Source organism: Roseivivax sp. GX 12232 (assembly GCF_021272185.1).
Lineage (GTDB): Bacteria > Pseudomonadota > Alphaproteobacteria > Rhodobacterales > Rhodobacteraceae > Roseivivax.
On the sequence record NZ_JAJSEC010000002.1, the window covers coordinates 212,140 to 234,353 of the forward strand.

At 70.6% G+C, this 22,214-nt stretch carries 18 protein-coding genes; 13 read left to right on the forward strand and 5 right to left on the reverse strand.

Annotation, left to right across the window (positions count from 1 at the left end; translation table 11 throughout):
- The first annotated feature begins 6 nt into the window (after positions 1 to 6).
- Positions 7 to 1,197: a zinc ABC transporter substrate-binding protein gene (locus LR948_RS04960; protein ID WP_232752872.1), complete on the forward strand. Its 1,191-nt coding sequence runs from the start codon at positions 7 to 9 to the stop codon at positions 1,195 to 1,197.
- Positions 1,198 to 1,477: 280 nt separating this feature from the next.
- Positions 1,478 to 2,167 carry a hypothetical protein gene (locus tag LR948_RS04965; RefSeq protein ID WP_232752873.1) on the forward strand — a complete coding sequence of 230 codons (690 nt, stop codon included), beginning with the start codon at positions 1,478 to 1,480 and terminating at the stop codon, positions 2,165 to 2,167.
- 83 nt (positions 2,168 to 2,250) lie between these two features.
- Here the strand turns inward: LR948_RS04965 and LR948_RS04970 are convergent, their stop codons facing one another.
- The 4 genes from LR948_RS04970 to LR948_RS04985 all read right to left on the reverse strand — a co-directional run bounded on the left by LR948_RS04970 (position 2,251) and on the right by LR948_RS04985 (position 5,229).
- On the reverse strand, positions 2,251 to 2,982 hold the full coding sequence (locus LR948_RS04970; protein ID WP_232752874.1) for an amino acid ABC transporter ATP-binding protein: 732 nt from the start codon (positions 2,980 to 2,982) through the stop codon (positions 2,251 to 2,253).
- Entirely contained in the window at positions 2,979 to 3,653 is a 675-nt protein-coding gene (locus LR948_RS04975) for an amino acid ABC transporter permease (protein WP_232752875.1), read from the reverse strand. The genes LR948_RS04970 and LR948_RS04975 overlap by 4 nt, the downstream gene beginning before the upstream one ends.
- An 8-nt stretch (positions 3,654 to 3,661) precedes the next feature.
- Entirely contained in the window at positions 3,662 to 4,426 is a 765-nt protein-coding gene (locus LR948_RS04980) for an amino acid ABC transporter substrate-binding protein (RefSeq protein WP_232752876.1), read from the reverse strand.
- Positions 4,427 to 4,662: 236 nt separating this feature from the next.
- Positions 4,663 to 5,229 (reverse strand): carboxymuconolactone decarboxylase family protein, encoded by a 567-nt coding sequence (locus LR948_RS04985; protein WP_232752877.1) that lies wholly within the window; start codon positions 5,227 to 5,229, stop codon positions 4,663 to 4,665.
- A gap of 164 nt (positions 5,230 to 5,393) precedes the next feature.
- Between LR948_RS04985 and LR948_RS04990 the strand changes: the two genes are divergently transcribed.
- Positions 5,394 to 5,984: a TetR/AcrR family transcriptional regulator gene (locus LR948_RS04990; protein ID WP_232752878.1), complete on the forward strand. Its 591-nt coding sequence runs from the start codon at positions 5,394 to 5,396 to the stop codon at positions 5,982 to 5,984.
- Positions 5,985 to 6,061: 77 nt separating this feature from the next.
- Here LR948_RS04990 and LR948_RS04995 read toward each other — a convergent pair whose 3' ends face one another.
- Positions 6,062 to 7,192, reverse strand: coding sequence for an NAD(P)/FAD-dependent oxidoreductase (locus tag LR948_RS04995; RefSeq protein WP_232752879.1), 1,131 nt, complete (start codon positions 7,190 to 7,192; stop codon positions 6,062 to 6,064).
- Between the two features lie 417 nt (positions 7,193 to 7,609).
- On the opposite strand from LR948_RS04995, the gene LR948_RS05005 reads away from it, so the two are divergent.
- The 10 genes from LR948_RS05005 to cysG all read left to right on the forward strand — a co-directional run bounded on the left by LR948_RS05005 (position 7,610) and on the right by cysG (position 21,900).
- Positions 7,610 to 8,194, forward strand: a complete 585-nt coding sequence (locus tag LR948_RS05005) for an ANTAR domain-containing response regulator (protein WP_232752880.1) — start codon at positions 7,610 to 7,612, stop codon at positions 8,192 to 8,194.
- Positions 8,191 to 9,366 carry a CmpA/NrtA family ABC transporter substrate-binding protein gene (locus LR948_RS05010; RefSeq protein ID WP_232753176.1) on the forward strand — a complete coding sequence of 392 codons (1,176 nt, stop codon included), beginning with the start codon at positions 8,191 to 8,193 and terminating at the stop codon, positions 9,364 to 9,366. Before LR948_RS05005 ends, LR948_RS05010 begins: the two co-directional genes overlap by 4 nt.
- A 273-nt stretch (positions 9,367 to 9,639) precedes the next feature.
- Entirely contained in the window at positions 9,640 to 11,007 is a 1,368-nt protein-coding gene (locus LR948_RS05015; RefSeq protein WP_232752881.1) for a CmpA/NrtA family ABC transporter substrate-binding protein, read from the forward strand.
- A 111-nt stretch (positions 11,008 to 11,118) separates the two neighbouring features.
- Positions 11,119 to 12,201: an ABC transporter permease gene (locus LR948_RS05020; protein WP_232752882.1), complete on the forward strand. Its 1,083-nt coding sequence runs from the start codon at positions 11,119 to 11,121 to the stop codon at positions 12,199 to 12,201.
- A gap of 43 nt (positions 12,202 to 12,244) precedes the next feature.
- Positions 12,245 to 13,915 carry an ABC transporter ATP-binding protein gene (locus LR948_RS05025; RefSeq protein ID WP_232752883.1) on the forward strand — a complete coding sequence of 557 codons (1,671 nt, stop codon included), beginning with the start codon at positions 12,245 to 12,247 and terminating at the stop codon, positions 13,913 to 13,915.
- Between the two features lie 4 nt (positions 13,916 to 13,919).
- Complete coding sequence (nirB, locus tag LR948_RS05030; protein WP_232752884.1) at positions 13,920 to 16,355, forward strand: nitrite reductase large subunit NirB; 2,436 nt, start codon at positions 13,920 to 13,922, stop codon at positions 16,353 to 16,355.
- Positions 16,356 to 16,524: 169 nt separating this feature from the next.
- Entirely contained in the window at positions 16,525 to 16,857 is a 333-nt protein-coding gene (gene nirD, locus LR948_RS05035; RefSeq protein ID WP_232752885.1) for a nitrite reductase small subunit NirD, read from the forward strand.
- On the forward strand, positions 16,854 to 19,475 hold the full coding sequence (locus tag LR948_RS05040) for a nitrate reductase (protein WP_232752886.1): 2,622 nt from the start codon (positions 16,854 to 16,856) through the stop codon (positions 19,473 to 19,475). The genes nirD and LR948_RS05040 overlap by 4 nt, the downstream gene beginning before the upstream one ends.
- Positions 19,472 to 20,458 (forward strand): glycosyl transferase family protein, encoded by a 987-nt coding sequence (locus LR948_RS05045; protein ID WP_232752887.1) that lies wholly within the window; start codon positions 19,472 to 19,474, stop codon positions 20,456 to 20,458. The genes LR948_RS05040 and LR948_RS05045 overlap by 4 nt, the downstream gene beginning before the upstream one ends.
- Positions 20,455 to 21,900: a siroheme synthase CysG gene (gene cysG, locus LR948_RS05050; protein ID WP_232752888.1), complete on the forward strand. Its 1,446-nt coding sequence runs from the start codon at positions 20,455 to 20,457 to the stop codon at positions 21,898 to 21,900. Before LR948_RS05045 ends, cysG begins: the two co-directional genes overlap by 4 nt.
- Positions 21,901 to 22,214: the final 314 nt, after the last annotated feature.

A 22,214-nucleotide genomic window follows, 5' to 3' on the forward strand; every position in this document is an offset into this window, starting at 1 on the left:
TGGAGAATGTCCATGACCCGTCTCGCCGCGCCCCTGGCGCTTGCCTGCCTCGCCTCTCCGGTTCTGGCCGATTCGCCAAGCGTCGCCGTCGACATCGCGCCCGCCCATGCGCTGGTCGCGCGCGTGATGGAGGGCGTCGGGCGCCCGGACCTGGTGATTCCCTCGGGCGCGAGCCCGCATGGCTACAACCTGCGCCCCTCCGAGGCCCGCGCCCTGCAGGAGGCCGACCTGGTGGTCTGGACCGGCCCGGCGCTGACGCCCTGGCTTTCCGAGGCGCTGGGAACGCTGGCCGGCGACGCGCGGCGGCTGGAGCTCTTCGAGGTGGCGGGGACGCTCAGGCTCGAGACCCGCTCAGGGGCGCTTTTCGAGGCGCATGAGCACGGCGAGCATGGCGAGGAGGGCCACGAGGAGCACGGTCACGATGACCATGATGCGCATGACGCGCATGACGATCACAGTGACCATGACGGGCATGAGCACGAAGAGCATGCCGACCATGAGGACCACGCCGACCACGGGGACGGGCACGACCACGAGGGGCATGACGACCATGCCGAGGGCGAAGCGGGGCATGAGGACCACGCCGCGCAGGACGACCACGGGCACGATGACCACGCCGAAGCCGAGGGCCACGATCACGACGCCCATGCCGAGGCCGAAGACCACGGCCACGACCACGCGCCGGGCAGCCTCGACCCGCACGGCTGGCTCGCGCCGGAGAACGCCGCGCTCTGGCTCGGCGCCATCGCCGAGGCGCTCGCTGAAGTCGACCCGGAGAACGCCGAAATCTACCGCGCCAATGCCGAGGCCGGGCAGTCCGAGCTGGCCGCGCTCGAGACCGAGATCGCAGAGATCCTTGCGTCCCGCGACGGCGCGCCGGTGATCGTCTTCCACGATGCCTACCAGTATTTCGAGGAGAGCTTCGGCCTCAACGTCGTCGGCGCCATCTCGATTTCGGACGCCACCCCGCCGAGCCCCGCACGCATCGCCGAGATCCAGGCGCGGATCACCGAGGCGGATGTGACCTGCGTCCTCTCCGAGCCACAGTTCAACCCCGGCATCGTCTCCACCGTGCTGGAAGGCACCGAGGCGGGCACGGCGGTGCTGGACCCGCTCGGCGCGCATCTCGACGCGGGCGCGGCGCTCTATCCGGCGCTCCTGCGCGACATGGCGCGGTCTCTGGCGGACTGCGGCTGAGGCACAAGTCGCGCGCTTGCGGCCTTGTCTAATGTGAACGCGCGGGCCGCCTTCGGGTGGCCCGCTGTCGTTTGGGGCAGGGTGGGGCGCCCGGAGTTGGCGGAGGGCACAGCGCGACGTCGCCGCCCGCAACCCGCCCGGCCAGCGCGGCCCCCCGGCCACGCGCGGTGCCTTCCGCGGGCGCGTCCCGCGCAACCGCGTGGACAGCGCCGCTCGCCCCCGGCATAGGGAGGGTCCGCGCCCCCGGGCGCGCCGTCTCCGTTTCCCGATGAGGTGCCCCTTGTCCCTGCGCCGCCTGCCGCAAAAGACCTTCAGTGCCGAGGCCGGCGACGCCGCCGTCCTGCATGTCGATACCGCCAAGGTCTGCTGGCATGCGGGCAGCCGCTACGTCGTCTCGAAAGGGCGCTTGAAGCGGCTCGAACGGGTCTTCCCTTCGCGGCTGGTGCAGCCGCTCCGGCCCTGGCTCAAGGCGCGCGAACCCTTCGTCATCCCGGCCCGCGACTTCCGCAAACCGCGCCCCATCGAGGACGAACAGCGGGTGCGGCTGGCGGCGGATTTTGTCGCCAAGCGCGGCGCGCCGCGCGAGACGCTCTGGTTCGCCATGCTCTCGGATGCGCTCGCGCACGAAGGGCTGGCGCGGCACAAGGGCATCGAGATGCGGAGCGAGGCCGAGATCCTGGAGTTCCTCGAGGGCTACGTGGGCGGCATCGTCCACAGCCTCGAGACCGAGGGCTTCTCGCGCGATGTGGCGACCTACGAGTCGAGCGCGCTGGTCGACGCCGAAGGGCGGGTGCTGAAGTCCAGCTCGGGCAACCACCGCTTCGCCATCGCGCGGGCGCTGGGGCTGACGCGGTTCCCCCTGCGCATCGTGGGCGTGCACGAGCATTGGCTGGCGGGTCTGGAGCCCGCGCCGCGCGACCTGCCGAGGCTGATCGCGGCGCTGCGCGAGGTGGAGCGGGCGCACGCCTGAGGGCGTGGGGGCAGGGCGCGGGTAACGGCATCACGCGCCCGGCGAGATACCGGTCGACGCATCGCCCAGATCCGCCGCCCGCGCTACCCGACCCGCCGCAGGAAGCGCTGCAACCGGGGGTCCTGCGGCGCGTCGAGCACCTGGCTCGGCGGGCCTTGTTCAACCACGCGGCCGCCCTCCATGAAGACCACGCGGTCGGCGATCTCGCGGGCGAACTGCATCTCGTGGGTCACGATCAGCATGGTCTGGCGGCGCTCGGCGACCCGGCGCATGAGGTCCAGAACCTCGCCCACCCATTCGGGATCGAGCGCCGAGGTCGGCTCGTCAAAGAGCATCAGCTCCGCGCCGATGGCCATGGCCCGGCCGATGCCGACGCGCTGCTGCTGGCCGCCGGAAAGAGCTGCCGGGAAGCTGTCGGCCTTCTCGGCGAGGCCGGTCTCGGCCAGCACCTCGAGCGCCTTTGCCTCGGCCTCGGCGCGGGGCCGGCCCTGCACCGTGACCAGCGCCTCCATGATGTTTTCCTTCGCCGTCTTGTTGGCGAAAAGCGCGTAGTTCTGGAAGACGAAGGCGGTCGCCCGGCGCAGCGCCAGCACGTCGCGCTTGGAGGCGCGGGCCGCGTCGACGGAGACATCGCCCACGGTGATCGTCCCGGCCTCGGGCCGGTCGAGGAAGTTCAGGCAGCGCAGCAGCGTCGACTTGCCGGTGCCCGAGGGGCCGATCACCACGACGCGCTCGCCGTCGGCGATGTCGAGGTCGATGCCGTCGAGCACCGCCGAGGCGCCGAAGCTCTTGCTGAGACCACGGAGGGAAATCATCGCGCGTAGGCCCTGTTCAGTTGCGTCTCGAGCCGTTTCTGGCCCTGGTTCAGAAGCTCGACCATGATCCAGTAGATCAGCGCCACCACCAGGAAGGCCTCGAAGTAGAGGAAGCTGCCCGAGGCCTCCTTCTGGGTCGCGCCCATCATCTCGGTCACGCCGAGGGTGAAGGCCAGCGAGGTGCCCTTGATCATGTCGATGAAGTAATTGACCAGCGTCGGCGCAGCGATGCGGCCCGCCTGCGGCAGGATGATCCGCCGCATCATCTGGCCCTGGGTCATGCCGATCGACTGCGCGGCCTCCCACTGGCTGCGGTCGACGCCGGTGATCGCGGCGCGGATCGCCTCGGCCATATAGGCCGAGAAATGCAGCGTGAGACCCATGATCGCCGCCGTGACCCCGTTGATCTGGGTCAGGAAGGACAGGACCTGCGGCAGCCCGTAGTAAAACAGGAACAGCTGCACCAGGAGCGGCGTGCCGCGGAAGAAGCTGATGAAGAGCACCACCAGCCAGTCGAGGCCGGGCACCTTGATCACCCGCTCGACTGCCAGCAGCGAGGCCAGCACCAGCGCGCAGGCCATGGCCGCCACCGCCATGAAGAGCGTCAGCGGCACATAGCCCAGGATCACGGGCACGAGCCCGAGCATGTAGTCGAGGTCGAGCCCGCGCATCGCTCAGTTCACTCCGTGGCTGCCGTGGTGATGTCGCTGTCGAACCACTTCTGCGAGATCTCGGCCAGGGTGCCGTCCTCCTTCAGGGTGGTCAGCGCGGCGTCGACGCGGTCGCGCAGGGCGCGGCCGTCCTCGGTGTCGCGGAAGGGCAGGGCGTTGCGAATCTCCGAGAAGGGCTGGCCGGCGAGTTCCAGCGGCAGCGGGCTTTCCTGGATCACCTGCGCCGAGGAGACCCGGTCCATCACGAAGGCATCAACGCGGCCCAGCGCGGTGTCCTGCTCGATGTTGGTCTCATAGGTGCGGATCTCGATCTCGTCGGCATAAGGCAGGTCGCGCAGGAGCTGCTCGAAGTTCGAACCGAGGTTGACCGCGACGGTGCGGCCCTTGAGGTCCTCGACGCCCGCGATCTCCGTGTTGCCGGCCTTGGTCACCACCTGCGCGCCGTCGATCACGTAGGGCTGGGTGAAGGCGAAGGCCTCCTGCCGCTCGGGCGTGATGGTGATCTGGTTGGCGATCGTGTCGATCCGGCCCGCCTCGAGCGCGCCGATCAGCCCGGAAAAGGACATGGTCTCGAAGGTGATCTCGAGGCCCGCTTCCTCGCCGACGGCTTCCATGACGTCGACCTCGAAGCCCTGCAGCTCGTCCTGGCGCACGAAGGTGAAGGGGAAGTAGCCGCCCGACATGCCGACGCGCAGGCTGTCGGCCTCTTGCGCGGTGGCGGCCCCGGCAAGGCCCGCGGCGGTGACGGCGGCGGCGAGAATGGGTTTCAGCATTTGGTGGCTCCTTTGGGAGGGGGCATTGTGTCGGGCGTCAGACCTGTCCCCGGGCGCGCCGGGGATCAACGGGGCGGCCGAAATAAGGCCGCGCGTCCGGGCCTTAACCGCAAGCGGCGAACAGTGTTCCGGGGCGCGGGACATTCCCCGGGACGGATGTTCCAAGGCCCCGCCGGAGATACCGACGGGGCCTTGTCAGCCCTCGTGCCGAGGGCAGCGTCAAAGGCGTTAAGCGATCAGGCCGCCTTGTCCTGCGCCTTGGTCCATTCGAACTTCTGGAACGGCTTGTCGACCGGGGTCTCGGCCAGGTGGTTGACGTAGTTCGACATCACCTTCTGCGAGACGCCCAGCACCACTTCGAGCACTTGGCGCTTGGTGAAGCCCGCGTCGAGGAAGGCTTTCATGGCCGCGTCATCGACATTGCCGCGGCCGCGGACGACGGCCAGGGTGAAGTCGCGCAGCGCCTCGAGGCGGTCGTTCGGCAGCTTGGTCTCGTTGCGCAGCGCCTCGGTGATCTCGTCGTCGACGCCCATGTTCTTGGCAATGCCGGTGTGGGCGGGGACGCAATAGTGGCAGGCGTGCTCGACGTTGATCGACTGCCAGACCACGGTCAGCTCGTCCTTGTCGAAGGAGGAGTCCTGGAACAGCGCGTGCAGCCGCTGGTAGCCCTCGAGGAGGCCCGGCGCCTCGGCCATGACCGCGTGCAGGCTGGGGATCATCCCGAAGGCCTTCTGCGAGTTCTCGAGCAGCGGCTTGCTGTCTTCGGGGGCGCTGTCCTGATCGTGAAGCGTGAAGTCGGTCATTGCTGTGCCTTTCCGCGTTGTGTGTCGTGCCGCCTCTCGGGCGGCCTGCCCAAGACATCGGTCTTTTGAGCGATCACTCAAGGGGCGGGTTTGAGTAATCACTCAAACGTGAGGCGACCCCTTGCCCCCGCGACAGTCGCGGGCAGCGCCCCTATATTGGCGCCATGACACGCGCCCGCCCCTATGACCGCGAGACCGCCCTGGCCGCCGCGATGGAGCTTTTCTGGTCGAAGGGCTTCCACGCGACCTCGCTGCGCGACCTCGAGGCGGCGCTGCAGATGAAGCCCGGCAGCATCTACGCGGCGTTTTCCAGCAAGGAGGCGCTCTTCCGGGCGGCGCTCGAGCGGTATTTCACCGCCCAGCGCGCCGGTCTGGCCGAGAGCCTGGCCCAGGAGGGCGCGCCCCTGGCCGCGCTCGCCGCGCATCTGCGCGAGACCGCGCGGCGGGCCGCCGAGGACCGCGCCTGCATGCTGGTCAAGACGGTGCTGGAATGCGCCGGCAGCGCCGCGCCGCTGGGTGTCCTGGCGCGCGATTACCTCGACGCGCTGCAGGAGGATTTCGCCGCTGCCTTCGCGCGGGCGCAGGCACAGGGCGAACTGCCCGAGGGGGCCTCGGTCAACCGCCTCGCGCGGCGCTACCAGGCCGATGTGGTCGCGCTCAAGGTCGAGGGCCAGCGCGGCACCCCGGCGGCGGAGCTGGTGGCGCTGGGGGAAGACATGGCGCGCGAGGTCGAGGCGCTGCGGCGGCCGGTGTGAGCAGGGTTGAGGACCTCCGGGTCTGACCTCTGAGGTCTGTGCGGGCACGGGCTTTTTTGGTCTGTCCCCTCCGCCCCTCAGCTCTCGACCAACCCCTCCGCCACCCGCGCGCCGATGGCGAGCGAGGCGGTCAGGCCGGGGCTCTCGATACCGAAGAGATTGACCAGTCCCGGCAGCCCATGCGCGCCCTCGGTCTGGATCTCGAAGTCGAAGGTGCCGCCGCCTGGACCGCGCAGCTTCGGGCGCACACCGCTGTAATCCGGTTCGAGCCGCCCTTCGGGCAGGCCGGGCCAGTAGCGCCGGATCGCGGTCTCGAAAGCCCCCGCCCGCGCGGGATCGACGCGGTAATCGATACCCTCGGGCCCCGTGCCCTCGGGCAGCCAGTCCACGTCCGGCCCGAAGCGCAGCGCGCCGCCGAGGTCCAGCGTCGCATGTATGCCGAGCCCGCCGTCGACCGGCACCGGGTAGATCAGGCAGTCGAAGGGCGAGCGCCCGGTGAAGCGGAAATAACACCCCTTGGCGAGCCATTGCCGGGGCCGGGCCTCCGCGGGCAGCCCGGCGATCTTCTCGGCCAGCCCCGGCGCCCAGAGGCCCGCCGCATTGACCAGCCGCCGCGCGGTGATGCGCGTGGGCTCGGCGCCGCCGGTCTCGACCGCGTAGCCACCTTGGATCGGCGTGACCCCGGTGACCGGCGTGCGCAGCACCAGGAGCCCGCCGCGCGCCTCGAGCCAGGCGATCAGCTGCACGAGATAGCCGTGGCTGTCAAAGATCCCGGTCTCGGGCGACCAGAGCGCGGCGCTGGCGCGCAGCTCGGGCGCGCGGGCGGCGACTTCGCGGCGCGAGAGGAGCCGCAGCCCCTCGACCCCGTTCTCGCGCCCGCGCTCGAGGATCTCGGAGAGGCGCTCTTCCTCGGCGGCATCGCTGGCCACGACCAGCTTGCCGCATTTGGCATGGGCGACGTTCTGGTCGCGCAGGAAGTCGTAGAGCCGCCGCCGGCCGGTGACGCAGAGCGCGTGTTTGAGACTGCCCGTCGGGTAGTAGAGGCCCGCGTGGATCACCTCGCTGTTGCGCGCTGTGGTGCCTTCGCCGGGCTGTGGGCCGGCTTCGAGCACCAGGACGCTCTGCCCCCGCTCGGCCAATTCCGCCGCCGTCGCGAGGCCGACGGCGCCCGCGCCGATCACCAGGCTGTCGAAGTCTGTCTGCGGCACGCGGGGCCTCCGTGCTGAGGGGTGGCGTGGTGCAGGAGTAACGTGCGGTGCGGGGAATGGCGAGCGTGCGGGTGATGTGTGGCGCGACCCGATGCCTGTGGCTGTGGCCTGCGCTCGGGCCGGGCGCTTCGGCACTTGAAGACCTCGCGCGGTCCGGCACGGATTTCAGTGGACAGAGCGCCCCAAGTGCGCTGACACCTCCCAAGCCCAAGCCCAAGCCCAAGCCCAAGCCCAAGCCCAAGCCCAAGCCCAAGCCCAAGCCCAAGCCCAAGCCCAAGCCCAAGCCCAAGCCCAAGCCCAAGCCTGCAACCCAGCCCCACCCACAAACTGCCCATTCTTTGGGCACAGCGCCTCCGCCATCCCCCCCGCCGCCGCTTCTCTTTTGCCAAGCGCCGCGCGCTGTGCTGGGTGGAGCTCATGTCCTCCGTGCTCACCATCGTGATCGTCGAAGCGGACCCGGACCGCGCCAAGCTCATCGTCGATGCGCTGCGCGAGGCCGGGGACTACGACATCCACATCATCGGCGAGCGCGCCGCCCTGCAGCGGCAGATCCAGCTGCACAGCCCCGACGTGGTGCTGGTCGACGAGGCCGATCCCTCGCGCGACACGCTCGAGGAGCTGGCGCTGGCCTCGGGGCCGCTCGACCGGCCGGTGGCGCTCTTCGTCGACCGGACCGACCAGGCGCTCTCGACCGCGGCGATCGAGGCGGGGCTTTCGGCCTATGTGGTCGACGGGCTCACGCGGGCGCGGGTCAAACCGGTGCTCGACGCGGCCATCGCGCGGTTCCAGATGGTCAAGCGCATGCGCACCGAGCTGGCCGAGACCAAGAAGGCGCTCGAGGAGCGCAAGGTCATCGACCGCGCCAAGGGGCTGGTCATGCGCGCCCGCGGCATCGACGAGGAAGAGGCCTATGCCCTCCTGCGCCGCACCGCGATGGAGCAGAACCGGCGCATCGCCGATGTGGCGCAGGCGCTGGTGACCTCGGCGAGGCTCCTGGGATGAGGACAACGCCGATCTCGCTGGGCTATGTGCCGCTGGTCGACGCGGCGCCGCTGATTGTCGCCGAGGAGATGGGCTTTGCCGCCGCCGAAGGGCTGAGCCTCGACCTGGTGCAGGCGCCCTCCTGGTCGCGGCTGCGCGACGCGCTCTCGGTGGGGCAGGTCGATGCGGCGCATATGCTGGCGCCGGTGCCGGTCGCGACCGCGCTGGGGCTCGGCGGCGGGGCGACGGGTTTCGACGTGGTCTCGGTCCTGTCGGTCAACGGCACCATGGTGGGCCTCAGCGCGCCCCTGGCCGAGAAGATGCGCGCGGCGGGCCATGACTTCGACCTCATGGCGGCGGAAAGGGCGGGCCGGCTGCTGATCTCCGGGGCGCCGAAACCGCTGCGCTTCGGGGTGCCCTTTCCCTTCTCGATGCATGCCGAGCTGGTCTTTCACTGGCTCTCGGCCCTGGGTCTGCCGAGCCCGCAAAGCCTGGTGGTGCGCACCGTGCCGCCGCCGCTGATGGCCGATGCGATCCAGACCGGCGAGATCGACGCCTTCTGCGTGGGCGAGCCCTGGGCCTCGCAGGTCGCGGCCAAGGACGGGGGGGTCCTGTTGCTGGCGGGCAAGGCGATCTGGTCCTGGGCGCCCGAGAAGGTGCTGGCCACCCGCGCGTGCTGGGCGGACGGCGAGCCGGAGCTTTCCGCGCGGCTGATCCGGGCGGTCTGGCGCGCGAGCCGCTGGCTCGAGGCCGCCGATGCGCGCTCGCTGGCGGCCGAACTGCTGGCGCGGCGGGAATACCTCGACGTCGGGGCCGAGCTGATCGAACGGGCCTTCACCGGGCAGTTCGACCTGGGCGGTGGGCTCGGCATGCGCGAGGTCCAGCCCTTTCTCAGCTTCCACGAAGGCGCCGCGCATTTCCCCTGGCGCAGCCAGGCGGCCTGGATCGGCAGCCAGCTTGCCGCGCGGACCGGGCTCGACCGCGCCAGTGCCATGCGGAGCGCCGAGCGCACCTTCCGCAGCGACATCCACCGCGCGGCCCTGGCGCAGACCAGTGCGATCCTGCCGCCGGCCTCCTCGCGGGTCGAGGGCGCCTTCGCGGGCGATTCCCAGGTCACCGGCGTGCACGGGGTGCTGAGATCCCCCGGAAACACCTTCTTCGACGGCGCCAGGTTCGATCCGGCGTCCTTTTGATGCTGCATTTTTCGGCAGGCGCGGGAAATTTTGCTGCAATGCAGAACATCCGCGCGCTCAAGGGCTCGCGAGGCTTGCCGGGCTGACCCCGGGCACCGCATGGTGGTCTCACGAAGGCGCAACGGGGCGCTTTCCGACCTGAATTTCCCGAACGTCCGGGTTGTCTGAGCAAAGCCGCTCGACCCTCTGTCTCCTTTCCGAAGGGGCAGGGCGCGTCAGCGGCTTTTTTCGCGTTTCCGGCCATCTCCTCCGGCCTCACCAACAGGATGCGACATGAAGAATATCCTCCTTGGCCTCGCGGCCACCACTGCGCTCACCAGCCCGGCCCTGGCCGAGATGCTGCCCCTCGAGAAAGACGAGCTGACCTTCGGCTTCATCAAGCTGACCGACATGGCGCCGCTCGCGGTGGCCTACGAGCAGGGCTATTTCCTCGACGAAGGGCTCTTCGTGACGCTCGAGGCGCAGGCCAACTGGAAGGTGCTGCTGGATGGCGTGATCGACGGCACGCTCGACGGGGCGCATATGCTCGCCGGGCAGCCCCTGGCGGCGACCATCGGCTACGGCACAGAGGCGCATATCGTCACGCCCTTCTCCATGGACCTCAACGGCAATGGCATCACCGTGTCGAACGAGGTCTGGGAGATGATGAAACCCAACATCCCCGTCATGGAGGACGGACGGCCCCAGCACCCGATCTCGGCCGAGGCCCTGGCGCCGGTGGTCGAGAGCTTCCGCGACAACGGCGAGGCCTTCAACATGGGCATGGTCTTTCCGGTCTCCACCCATAATTACGAGCTGCGCTACTGGCTCGCCGCCGGCGGGCTGAACCCGGGCTTCTACGGCGAGGGCGACGCCACCGGCCAGGTCAACGCCGATGTCTTCCTCTCGGTGACCCCGCCGCCGCAGATGCCCGCGACGCTCGAGGCGGGCACGATCCACGGCTATTGCGTGGGCGAGCCCTGGAACCAGCAGGCGGTCTTCAAGGGCATCGGCGTGCCGGTCGTGACCGACTACGAGATCTGGAAGAACAACCCCGAGAAGGTCTTCGGCCTGACCGCGGAGTTCACCGAGGAGAACCCCAACACCACGCTGGCCGTCACCAAGGCGCTGATCCGCGCGGCCATGTGGCTCGACGAGAACGGCAACGCCAACCGCGAGGAGGCGGTCGAGATCCTGTCGCGGCCCGAATACGTGGGCGCCGACTACGAGGTGATCGCCAACTCGATGACCGGCACCTTCGAATACGAGAAGGGCGACGTGCGCGAGGTCCCCGACTTCAACGTCTTCTTCCGCTACAACGCGACCTATCCCTTCTATTCGGACGCGGTCTGGTATCTGACCCAGATGCGCCGCTGGGGGCAGATCTCCGAGGCCAAGCCCGACAGCTGGTACGACGAGATCGCGCGCTCGGTCTACAAGCCCGCGATCTACCTCGAGGCCGCGGAGCTCCTGGTCGACGAGGGGCTGGCCGACCCGGCGGATTTCCCCTGGGAGAGCGACGGCTACAAGGCCGCCACGCCCGCCGAGGACGTCATCGACGGCGTGCCCTACGACGGCCGGACGCCCAATGCCTACCTCGAGAGCCTCTCGATCGGGCTGAAGGGCGCGCAGGTGGTCGTCGGCAACGACATCCAGGGCTGAGCCCTTCCCACATCCATGCCGCCTTCCGGCCCCCGGCGCGTCCCACGACGGGCACGCTTGCACCGGGCCGGGAGGCGGACCCCCGACACTTCCCGTCCCACGGAGCGTTCCATGACCGCCGTTGACCCCACCACCCTCGAAGAGAACGACCGCGCGGCCCGCCGCGCCCGGCTCTTCACCCGCATCACCAAGGCCGACGCCTGGTTCAAGGTCCTGGGCCTGGCCTGGATCACGCCGCTTCTGCGCGCCGCCGCCGGCGACAATCCCCGCGCCCAGGGCCGCGAGGTCTGGCGCCTTCTGGGCGTGCCGCTTGTGGCGATCCTGGGCTTCCTCGCGCTCTGGGCGACGCTCGCCCCGCAGGTGCAGACCTCGCTCGGCGCCGTGCCGGGGCCCGCGGCGGTCTGGCAAGAGGCCACGGGCCTGCACGCGGACGCCGTGCGCACCGGCGAGAAGCGCGAGAAGTTCGAGGCCATGGTCGCCCGGCGCAACGAGCGCCTGATCGCCGCGGGCCGCGAGGACGAGGTGAAAACCGTCGCCTTCACCGGCGCGCCCTCGTTCTACCAGCAGATCGCCACCTCGATCCGCACGGTGTTCTTCGGCTTCCTGATCGCCACCGCTGTGGCGGTGCCGCTCGGCATCCTCGCGGGGCTCTCGGCCACCGCCAATGCCGCGCTGAACCCGATCATCCAGATCTTCAAGCCGGTCTCGCCGCTGGCCTGGCTGCCGATCGTGACCATGGTGGTCTCGGCGGTCTATGTCACCGACGACGGGCTTTTCGAGAAGAGCTTCCTGGTCTCGGCAATCACCGTGACGCTTTGTTCGCTCTGGCCGACGCTGATCAACACCGCGCTCGGCGTGGCCTCGATCGACCGCGACCTGGTGAATGTCTCCAAGGTGCTGAAGATGAGCACCCGGACCAAGATCACCAAGCTGGTCCTGCCTTCCGCGCTGCCGCTGATCTTTACCGGCCTGCGGCTCAGCCTCGGGGTCGGATGGATGGTGCTGATCGCCGCCGAGATGCTGGCGCAGAACCCTGGGCTTGGAAAGTTCGTCTGGGACGAGTTCCAGAACGGCTCCTCCTCCAGCCTCGCGCGGATCATGGTCGCGGTCTTCACCATCGGCATCATCGGCTTCCTGCTCGACCGGCTGATGTTCGCGATCCAGGCCGCCTTCACCTTCTCGAACCAGCGGTAAGCGGCGCTCAAGCAGCGACGCGATAGCGCAGCAAGGAGATATCATGGGTATCCTGACTTTCGAGACCGTCACCAAGCGCTACGGCGAAGATGAGGTGCTCTCGGGCATCGAGCTCGACGTAGCCGAGGGCGAGTTCGTGGTGATCCTGGGCTTCTCGGGCACCGGCAAGACCACCCTCATCAACCTCATGGCCGGGCTCGAGCAGCCCTCGGCGGGCGGGGTCCTCTTCAAGGGCCAGCCCGTCGCGGGGCCCGGCCCCGAACGCGGCGTGGTGTTCCAGAACTACTCGCTGATGCCCTGGCTGACCGTCACCGGCAACGTGCGGCTGGCGGTCGACACGGTCTTCCCGGGGCTCTCGGCCGCCGAGAAGGCCGAGAAGACGGCGCATTACGTCGAGATGGTGGGGCTGTCCCACGCCGCCACGCGGCGGCCGGCGGAGCTCTCGGGCGGCATGCGCCAGCGGGTCAACGTGGCCCGCGCGCTGGCGATGGACCCCGAGATGCTGCTTCTCGACGAGCCGCTTTCGGCGCTCGACGCGCTGACGCGGGCCAATCTCGCCGACGAGATCGAGGCGATCTGGCAGGCCGACCGGAAGACCTGCGTGCTGATCACCAATGACGTCGACGAGGCCATCGTGCTGGCCGACCGGATCATCGCGCTCAACCCCGACGGCACGCTGGGCGAGGAGTTCGCCGTCTCCATACCGCGCCCGCGCGAACGGGGCGAGATGAACCATCACGAGGGCTTCAAGGCGCTGCGTGCCCGGATCACCGGCTACCTGATGGACGTGGGCATCGCCGCCCGCGCCGAGGGCAGCCGGACCCTGCCGAACGTCACGCCGATCCACGGGTTGCCCAAGGCCGTGGCCGAGGCCGGCGCCGGGGCGATCACCGACCGCTTCCTCGACTTCTCGCAGCTGCACAAGGTCTATCCGACCCCCAAGGGCCCGCTGACCGTGGTCGAGGATTTCGACCTCAAGATGAACAAGGGCGAGTTCGTCTCGCTGATCGGCCATTCGGGCTGCGGCAAGTCCACGGTGCTGACCATGGCGGCCGGGCTGAACGAGATCAGCCAGGGCGCGATCAAGCTCGACGGCCGCCACGTCGAGGGCGCGGACCCCGAACGCGCGGTGGTCTTCCAGTCGCCCTCGCTCTTTCCCTGGCTCACCGCGCGCGAGAACGTCGCCATCGGCGTCGACAAGGTCTACCCGCGCGCCAGCCGGGGCGAGCGGCAGGACGTGGTGGACTACTACCTAGAACGGGTGGGCCTCGCCGAGGCGATGGACCGCCCGGCGGCGGATCTGTCGAACGGCATGAAGCAGCGCGTGGGCATCGCGCGGGCCTTCGCGCTCAGCCCCAAGCTGCTGCTCCTCGACGAGCCCTTCGGCATGCTCGACAGCCTCACCCGCTGGGAGCTGCAGGAGGTGCTGATGGAGGTCTGGGACCGCACCAAGGTCACCGCGATCTGCGTCACCCATGACGTCGACGAGGCGATCCTGCTGGCCGACCGCGTGGTGATGATGACCAACGGCCCGCAGGCCACCATCGGCAAGATCGTCGACGTCGACCTGCCGCGCCCGCGCTCGCGCAAGGAGCTGCTCGAACACCCCGACTACTACGCCTACCGGCAGGAGGTGCTCGACTTCCTCGAGGACTACGAGCACGGCGCGACGCCGAAATCCGCCCCCAAACCCCAAGCCATGGCCGCGGAGTGACACAATGAGCCAGAAACTGATCGTCATCGGCGCGGGCATGGCCTCGGGCCGCCTGCTCGAACATCTCCTGGAGGCGCGGGGTGACTGGGAGGTCACCCTGATCAACGCCGAGCCGCGCGGCTGCTACAACCGGATCATGCTCTCGCCGGTGCTCTCGGGCGAGAAGACCTTCGAAGAGATCGTGACCCATGATGCCGAGTGGTATGCCGAGCGCGGCGTGACCTGCCGCTTCGGCGAGCGGGTGACGGGCATCGACCGCGCCGCCCGGCGCGTGACCACCGACGCGGGCGTGACGCTGGACTACGACCGGCTGGTGATCGCCACCGGCTCGCAGCCCTTCATCATCCCGCTGCCCGGCCACGACCTCGAGGGGGTCATCGCCTACCGAGACCTCGAGGATACCGAGCGCATGATGGCGCTGCGCCCCGGCCAGAAGGCCGTGGTGATCGGCGGCGGGCTCCTTGGCCTCGAGGCGGCGGCGGGGCTGCACGCGCGGGGCATCGAGACCACCGTGGTGCACCTCATGGGCCACCTGATGGAGCGCCAGCTCGATGAGGCGGCGGGCTACCTCTTGCGCAAGGAGTTGAGCGACCGCGGCATCACGATCCGCTGCGCGACCAATTCCAAGCAGATCCTCGGGCAGGACGGGCAGGTCCGGGCGCTGGAGCTCGACAGCGGCGAGGAGATCCCCTGCGACCTCCTGGTCATGGCCGTGGGCATCCGCCCGAACGTGGCGCTGGCGCAGGAGGCGGGGCTGGCCGTCGGGCGCGGCATCCATGTCGACGACCAGATGGGCACCTCGGACGGCTCGATCTTTGCGCTCGGGGAATGTGTCGAACACCAGGGCGCGGTCTTCGGGCTTGTTGCGCCGCTCTATGACCAGGCCAAGGTGCTGGCCGAGACGCTCTCGGGCGGGCAGGCGGGCTTCGCGCAGAAGGAGCTTTCGACCAAGCTCAAGGTCACCGGCGTCGATCTTTTCTCGGCGGGCGATTTCGCCGAGGGCGAGGGCCGCGAGGACATCGTTTTCCGCGACCCCGCGCGCGGCGTCTACAAGCGCCTGGTGATCGAGGGCGACCGCCTGATTGGCGCGGTGATGTATGGCGACACCGCCGACGGCAACTGGTTCTTCGGCCTGATCAAGGACCGCACCGACATCTCGGAGATGCGCGAGACGCTGATCTTCGGGCCCGCCTACCAGGGAGGGGCCGCCGCGGACCCTTTGGCCGCCGTTGCAGCCTTGCCGGCTGACGCAGAGATCTGCGGCTGCAACGGCGTCTGCAAGGGCCAGATCACCGCGGCGATCGGCGCGGGCGCGACCGACCTCGGCGCGCTTCGGGCGACCACCAAGGCCTCGGCCTCCTGCGGGACCTGCACGGGGCTCGTGGAACAGGTGCTGGCCGTGGAGCTGGGCGCGGAGTTCGTCGCGCCCACCGCGCAGCCCGTCTGCACCTGCACCGATCTCACCCACGAGGACCTGCGCCGGCTGATCAAGTCGCAGGAGCTGAAAAGCCAGGAGGCGGTCTGGCAGGAGCTGGGCTGGACCACCCGCAACGGCTGCCATGTCTGCCGGCCGGCGGTGAACTACTACCTGCTCGCCGACTGGCCGCTGGAATACCGCGACGACCCGCAGTCGCGCTTCGTCAACGAGCGCAAGCACGCCAACATCCAGAAGGACGGCACCTTCTCTGTCGTGCCGCGCATGTGGGGCGGGCTGACCACGCCCGGAGAGCTGCGCGCCATCGCCGATGCCGCCGAGAAATACGCCGTGCCGACGGTCAAGGTCACCGGCGGGCAGCGCATCGACCTTCTGGGCGTGCGGGGCGAGGATCTGCCCGCGATCTGGGCCGATCTGAACCGCGCGGGGCTGGTCTCGGGGCATGCCTATTCCAAGGGGCTGCGGACCGTGAAGACCTGCGTGGGCTCGGAACACTGCCGCTTCGGGACGCAGGATTCGACCGGCCTCGGGGTGAAGCTCGAACAGCGGCTCTGGGGCTCCTGGACGCCGCACAAGGTCAAGCTGGGGGTCTCGGGCTGCCCGAGGAACTGCGCCGAGGCGACCTGCAAGGACGTGGGCATCGTCTGCGTCGACAGCGGTTACCAGGTCGGCGTCGCGGGCGCCGCGGGCATGGACGTGAAAGAGACCGAGCGGCTGGTCGATGTGGCCTCTGAGCAGGAGGCCATCGACTGGACGGTGGCCTTTGTCCAGCTCTACCGCGAGCACGCCAAGTATCTGGACCGGCCTTACAAATGGGTCGCGAAGGTGGGGCTCGACTGGGTGCAGGAGACGCTCGGTGACGCGGCCACCCGCGCCGCGCTGATCGCGCGCTTCGACCTGAGCCAGGAGGTCTACCAGAAGGACCCCTGGGCCGAACGCGCCACGCCCGAGGCCGCCCGGCGCTTCGCGCCGCTGGCCGATATGACGCTGGAGGCGGCGGAATGAGCGGGGCCGTTTCATCCCTTCGCGCGGGGTGCGGCCACCGGGCGCCCGTGTCCCAAGGCGTCGCTTGCGGCCTCGGAGCCCACGCCCATCGCGGCCCCCAGACCCGCGCGCGCACCGCGCCCCGCGACCCCGGCGCGCGCCAATCCCCCCGAGCTGACGGAGCAGAGACATGAGCTGGATCGACCTTGGCGCCCTCGAGGACATCCCCCTGCGCGGCGCGCGCATCGTGAAGACGCCGCTTGGCTGCCTCGCGCTTTTCCGCACCGCCGAGGCCGAGGTCTTCGCGACCTCCAACAGCTGCCCGCACAAGGGCGGGCCGCTCTCCGAGGGCATCGTGCACGACCGCAAGGTGACCTGTCCGCTGCACAACTGGGTCTTCTCGCTCGAAACCGGTGAGGCGCAGGGCGCCGACGCGGGCCGGATCGCGACCTACCCGGTGCGCGTCGCCCAAGGCCGCGTCCTGATCGAGGCGGAGGCCATCGGCCGGCGGAGCGCGGCGTGACAGGCATCCGCTCCACCTGTCCCTACTGTGGCGTCGGCTGCGGGGTGCTCCTGTCGCGGGATGCGCAGGGCGGGCTCGCGGTCAGCGGCGACCCGGCGCATCCGGCCAACCGCGGCAGGCTCTGCTCCAAGGGCGCTGCCCTGGGTGAGACGCTGGACTTGGGCGGCCGGCTGCTGACCCCGCGGATCGGGGGCCGGGCGGCGGATTGGGACAGCGCCATGGGCCTTGTCGCCCAGAAGTTCCGCACCGCCATCGCCGAGCACGGGCCCGACAGCGTGGCCTTCTACGTCTCGGGCCAGATGCTGACCGAGGATTATTACGTCGCCAACAAGCTGATGAAGGGCTTCATCGGCTCGGCCAATATCGACACCAACTCGCGGCTCTGCATGGCCTCGACCGTGGCGGGCCACCGCCGCGCCTTCGGGACCGACACGGTGCCCGGCACCTACGAGGATCTGGACGAGGCGGACCTGGTGGTGCTGGTCGGCTCGAACCTCGCCTGGTGCCACCCGGTGCTCTACCGCAGGGTGCTGGAGGCCAAGGCCGCGCGGGGCACGAAGATCGTGGTGGTCGACCCGCGCCGCACCGCCTCTTGCGACAAGGCGGACCTGCATCTGCCGCTCAGGATCGGCTCGGACGTGGCGCTCTTCAACCTGCTCCTGGCGGAGATCGCCGCGCGGGGCGCGCTCGACGCGGACTACCTGGCCGAGGTCGCGGGCCTGCCCGAGGCGCTGGCCGCCGCCCGCGAGGCCAGCGCCGATCCGACCGGGCTCGATCCGGCGCTGCTGGCGCGCTTCTGCGAGATGTGGATCGGCCACAGGAAGGTGGTCACCGTCTTCAGCCAGGGGGTGAACCAATCCTCTTCGGGCTCCGACAAGGTCAACGCGATCCTGAACTGCCACCTCGCGACCGGCCGCATAGGGCGGCCCGGCATGGGGCCCTTCTCGGTCACCGGCCAGCCCAACGCCATGGGCGGGCGCGAGGTCGGCGGGCTGGCCAATATGCTCGCCTGCCACATGGTGCTCGAGAACCCCGCGCATCGCGCCGCCGTGCGGCAGTTCTGGGACGCGCCCGCCATGCCCGAGGCGCCGGGGCTGAAGGCGGTGGAGATGTTCGACGCCGTGGCCGACGGCCGGATCAAGGCGCTTTGGGTGATGCATTCGAACCCCGCCGTGACCCTGCCCGAGGCCGATGCCGTGCGCGAGGCGATCCGCGCCTCGAGCTTCGCCGTGGTCTCGGACATCACCGCCGAGACCGACACCGCGCGGCTCGCAAGCGTGCTTCTTCCCGCTGCCGCCTGGTCGGAGAAGTCCGGCACGGTGACCAATTCCGACCGCATGATCTCGCGCCAGCGGGCGGTGCGCGATGCGCCCGGCATGGCGCGCCCCGACTGGCAGCAGATGGCCGAGCTGGGCCGGCGCCTCGGCTGGCAAGACGCCTTCGACTACGCCGGCCCGGCCGAAATCTTCCGCGAACATGCCGCCCTTTCTGGGATCGCGGGCGGCTTCGGGCTCGACTTCGACATCTCGGGCCTCGCGGGCCTGTCGGACGCCGATTACGACGCCTTCACCCCGCAGCGCTGGCCCATCGCAGCGCGCCGGGGCGGGCGGTTCTTCGCGGAGGGCGCCTCCTTCCACCCGGACGGCAAGATGCGGATGGTGCCGGTGCGCCACCGCCCGCCCGCCGCACGGCGCGAGAGGCGCTTTCCCTTCCGGCTGAACACCGGGCGGATCCGCGACCAGTGGCACACGATGACGCGCACGGCGCTTTCGCCCCGGCTCTCGGCGCATCTGGCCGAACCCTTCGCCGAGATCCACCCGGAGGACGCGCGCCGCTTGGGGCTTGGCCCCGACAGCCTCGTCGAACTGACCAGCCCCACCGGCCGCGCGATCCTGCGCGCGCAGATCACCGATGCGGTGCGCCCGGGCGAGGTCTTCGCGCCCATGCATTGGACCGGTGAGACCGCGCCCTCGGCCCGGATCGACGCGCTGGTGGCCGCCGTCACCGATCCGCTCTCGGGCCAGCCGGAAAGCAAGGCCTCGGTCTGCGCGCTGGCGCCCTTCGCGGCGGGGTTTCACGCCTTCGCGGTCTCGGCGCGGGCGCTGACCCCGGACACCGCCTATTGGGCCCGCGCCCGGACCGAGGCGGGCTGGCGCGCGGAGCTGGCGGGGCTTGCCCCGCCCGAGGATTGGGAGGCCTGGGCCCGGGGGCTCTTCGGCTCGCCCGAGGCCGGGGCCCAGACGGTGATCGACCGCGAAGGGGGGCGCGCGCGCATCGCCTTTCGTGATCCCCAGGGCCGGCTCATTGCCGCGGTCTTCGCCGGGCCCGAGCCGCTGGCGCTGCAGCGCGACCACCTGGCGCAGCTCCCGGGCGACCCGGCGGAGCACGCGCTGACGGGCCGCGCGCCGGCGGATCTGCCGGACCCCGGGCCGACGCTATGCTCCTGCTTCAGCCTCGGCGTGAACACCATCCTGACCGCGATCGAGACCGACGGTCTCGCCAGCGTGACCGAGGTCGGCGCGGCGCTTGGCGCGGGCACCAACTGCGGCTCCTGCCAGCCGGAGATCGCCGCGCTTCTCACCGCCAGCCGCCGCGCCAGCAGGGAGGCCGCGGAATGAGCCTTGCGCCTTATGTCCGCATCCTCGCGCGCGGCCCCGGCCGGTCGCGCGGGCTGACCCAGGCCGAGGCGCGGGAGGCGATGACGCTGATGCTTGGCGACGACGCCGACCCCGAGGCCATCGGCGCGATCCTCATGGTCCTGCGCATGAAGGGCGAGACCGCGGCGGAAATCGCCGGTTTCGCCGAAGCCGCGCGGGCCGCCATTCCGCCCTGGCTGGGCCCGCGCCCCGGGCTCGACTGGCCGAGCTATGCCGCCGGGCGCAGCCGTGGGCTGCCCTGGTTCCTGCTCTCCGCGCGGCTCGTGGCCGAGGCGGGCGTCCCGGTGCTCCTGCACGGCTGGAACTCGCACCAGCGCGAAGCCGCCTCGGTCCGCGCCGCGCTGCCGGGGCTGGGCATCCCGGTCGCGCGGTCGGTGCCCGAGGCAGGGCAGGCGCTCGGGGCAGGGGGCATCGCCTATCTGCCGCTCGAGGCGCTGTCGCCCCGGCTCTTCGCGCTTCTGACCCTGCGCGACAGGCTCGGGTTGCGCTCCTGCCTGAACACGGTCGTCCGCATGCTCAACCCCGGGCGCGCCGCGGCGGCGGTGCAGGGTGTCTTCCACCCCGCCTACCGGAGGCTTCAGGCGGATGCGGCAGAGCGCATGGGGCTCGCCGACCTGACCGTCCTGAAGGGCGGCGGCGGCGAGTTCGAGCATCACCCGACCAAGGACATCTCGACCTACGGGCTGCGCGGAGGGCGCGCCTGGCAGGGCCAGAGCGGCCAGCCGCTGGAGGGCCACCAGCGGCTCGCGGATGCGCCGGGCGACCCCGCCGCGCTGGCCGCGCTCTGGGAGGGGGGGCTGCGGGATCCCTTCGCCGAGGCGATCGTGCTCTCGACCGCGCAACTGGCCCTCGACACGCTCGGGCATCACGCCCGGGCCCGCGACCACTGGGCGGCCCGGCCACGCCGCCTGCCTGAGCCACAGCTTGCAGGAGCGCCGACATGAAGAGCTTTCCGATGTTCATCCGCACCACCGGGCGGCGCGTCGTCATCGCGGGCGGCGGCGAGGAAGCGGCGCAGAAGGCGCGGCTGATGCTGAAGACCGACGCGGCGCTGGTCCTTGCCGCGGGGGAACTCGACCCCGAGCTGGCCGACCTCGTGGCGCGGGGCCGCGCCAGCCACCACGCGGGCCCCATGACCGCCGCGCTTTTCGAGGGCGCAGCCATGGGCTTCATCGCGACCGGCTGCGCCGGGGCCGACGCCTGCCTGCAGGCGCTCGCCCGGGCCGCGCGCTGTCCGGTCAATGTCGTCGACCGGCCCGAGCTTTGCGACCTGACCACGCCTTCGCTCGTCGACCGCGACCCGGTGGTCGTCGCGATCGGCACCGAGGGCACGGCGCCGGTCCTCGCCCGGCAGATCAAGACCCGGGTGGAGGAAATGCTCGCGCCGAACCTCGGCGGGCTGGCCGCGCTCGCGGGCCGGATGCGCGGGGCCGTCGCGGCGCGCGTGCCCAAGGCTGCCCGGCGCGCCTTCTGGCGCTGGGTCTTCGCCGAGGCCCCCCGCGCGCTTTGGGAGGCCGGGCGCGAACGCGAGGCCGCCGCCGCGCTCAAATCCGCCATCGCCGCGGGCGCCGCGCCCGAGGGTGCCAGCCCAGGCCGCATCGCGCTGGTCGGCGCGGGGCCCGGAGCGCGCGACCTCCTGACCCTGCGCGCGGTCGCCCGGCTGCAGGAGGCGGACGTGATCTTCTACGACCGGCTGGTCGAGCCGGAGGTCCTGGAGCTCGCCCGCCGCGACGCCGAACGGGTCTTCGTCGGCAAGCTTGTCGGCGCCAATAGCTGGCCGCAGGACCGCATCAACCAGGTCATGCTGGCTGAGGCCCGGAAGGGCCGCCGGGTGGTGCGGCTGAAGTCCGGCGATCCCGGCATCTTCGGCCGGCTCGAGGAGGAGCTCTCCGCCGCCCGCGAGGCCGGCGTGCCCTGCGAGGTGATCCCCGGCGTGACCGCCGCCAGCGGCGCCGCGGCGAGCCTCGGGGTGCCGCTGACCTGCCGGGGGGCGACGGACACGCTGGTCCTGACCACCGGCCAGCTGCAGGAGGAGGGCCGCCTGCCCGAGATCGCGGACCACGTCCGCCCGGGCGCGCGGCTCTGCATCTATATGGGCGTGCGCAATTCAGGCGCGCTGGCCCGGGTGCTGCTGGCCCGCGGCGCGCCGCCCGAGACGCCGGTGGAGGTCGTGGTGGAGGCGACCAAGCCCGGCCAGCGGGTGATCCGCACGGCGCTGGCGGACATGGCGGCCAAGATCCGCGCCGAGGACGTGACGGGCTGCGCGATGATCCTGGTGGCGCTCGACAAAACCCGCCGCGCGGATTGGGGGGAGGCGGTTGGTGTGGCTGGCGGGGAGGCGCGCGAGGAGGGCGCCGAGCTGCGCGATCTGCGGCTGCGGGCCTAGAGGGCAGGGGGCTTGGTGGCCTCGGTCGGCCAGGCAGTTTGATGCAGTCGGCTTGATAGTGACGGCGGCTGACAGCGCCCGCGTCCGAGGCGTTGTCTTTCTCAGAAACACAATGCTTTCAGCAGCCAATTGCGGGCTCTTCCCTCACAGGACAGCCGAAAAAAAACCGATGTGGGACCCGCGCCCAGTCACCCCGCCGCGCGCCACCTCATCCGCCGAGACCAAGGCCTCCGACCGCGGCATCGCCGCGCATGACGCCGGGGCAGGCCCACATCCGACGGTTGAATGCGCACGGATCAACAGCAAAGCTGGCG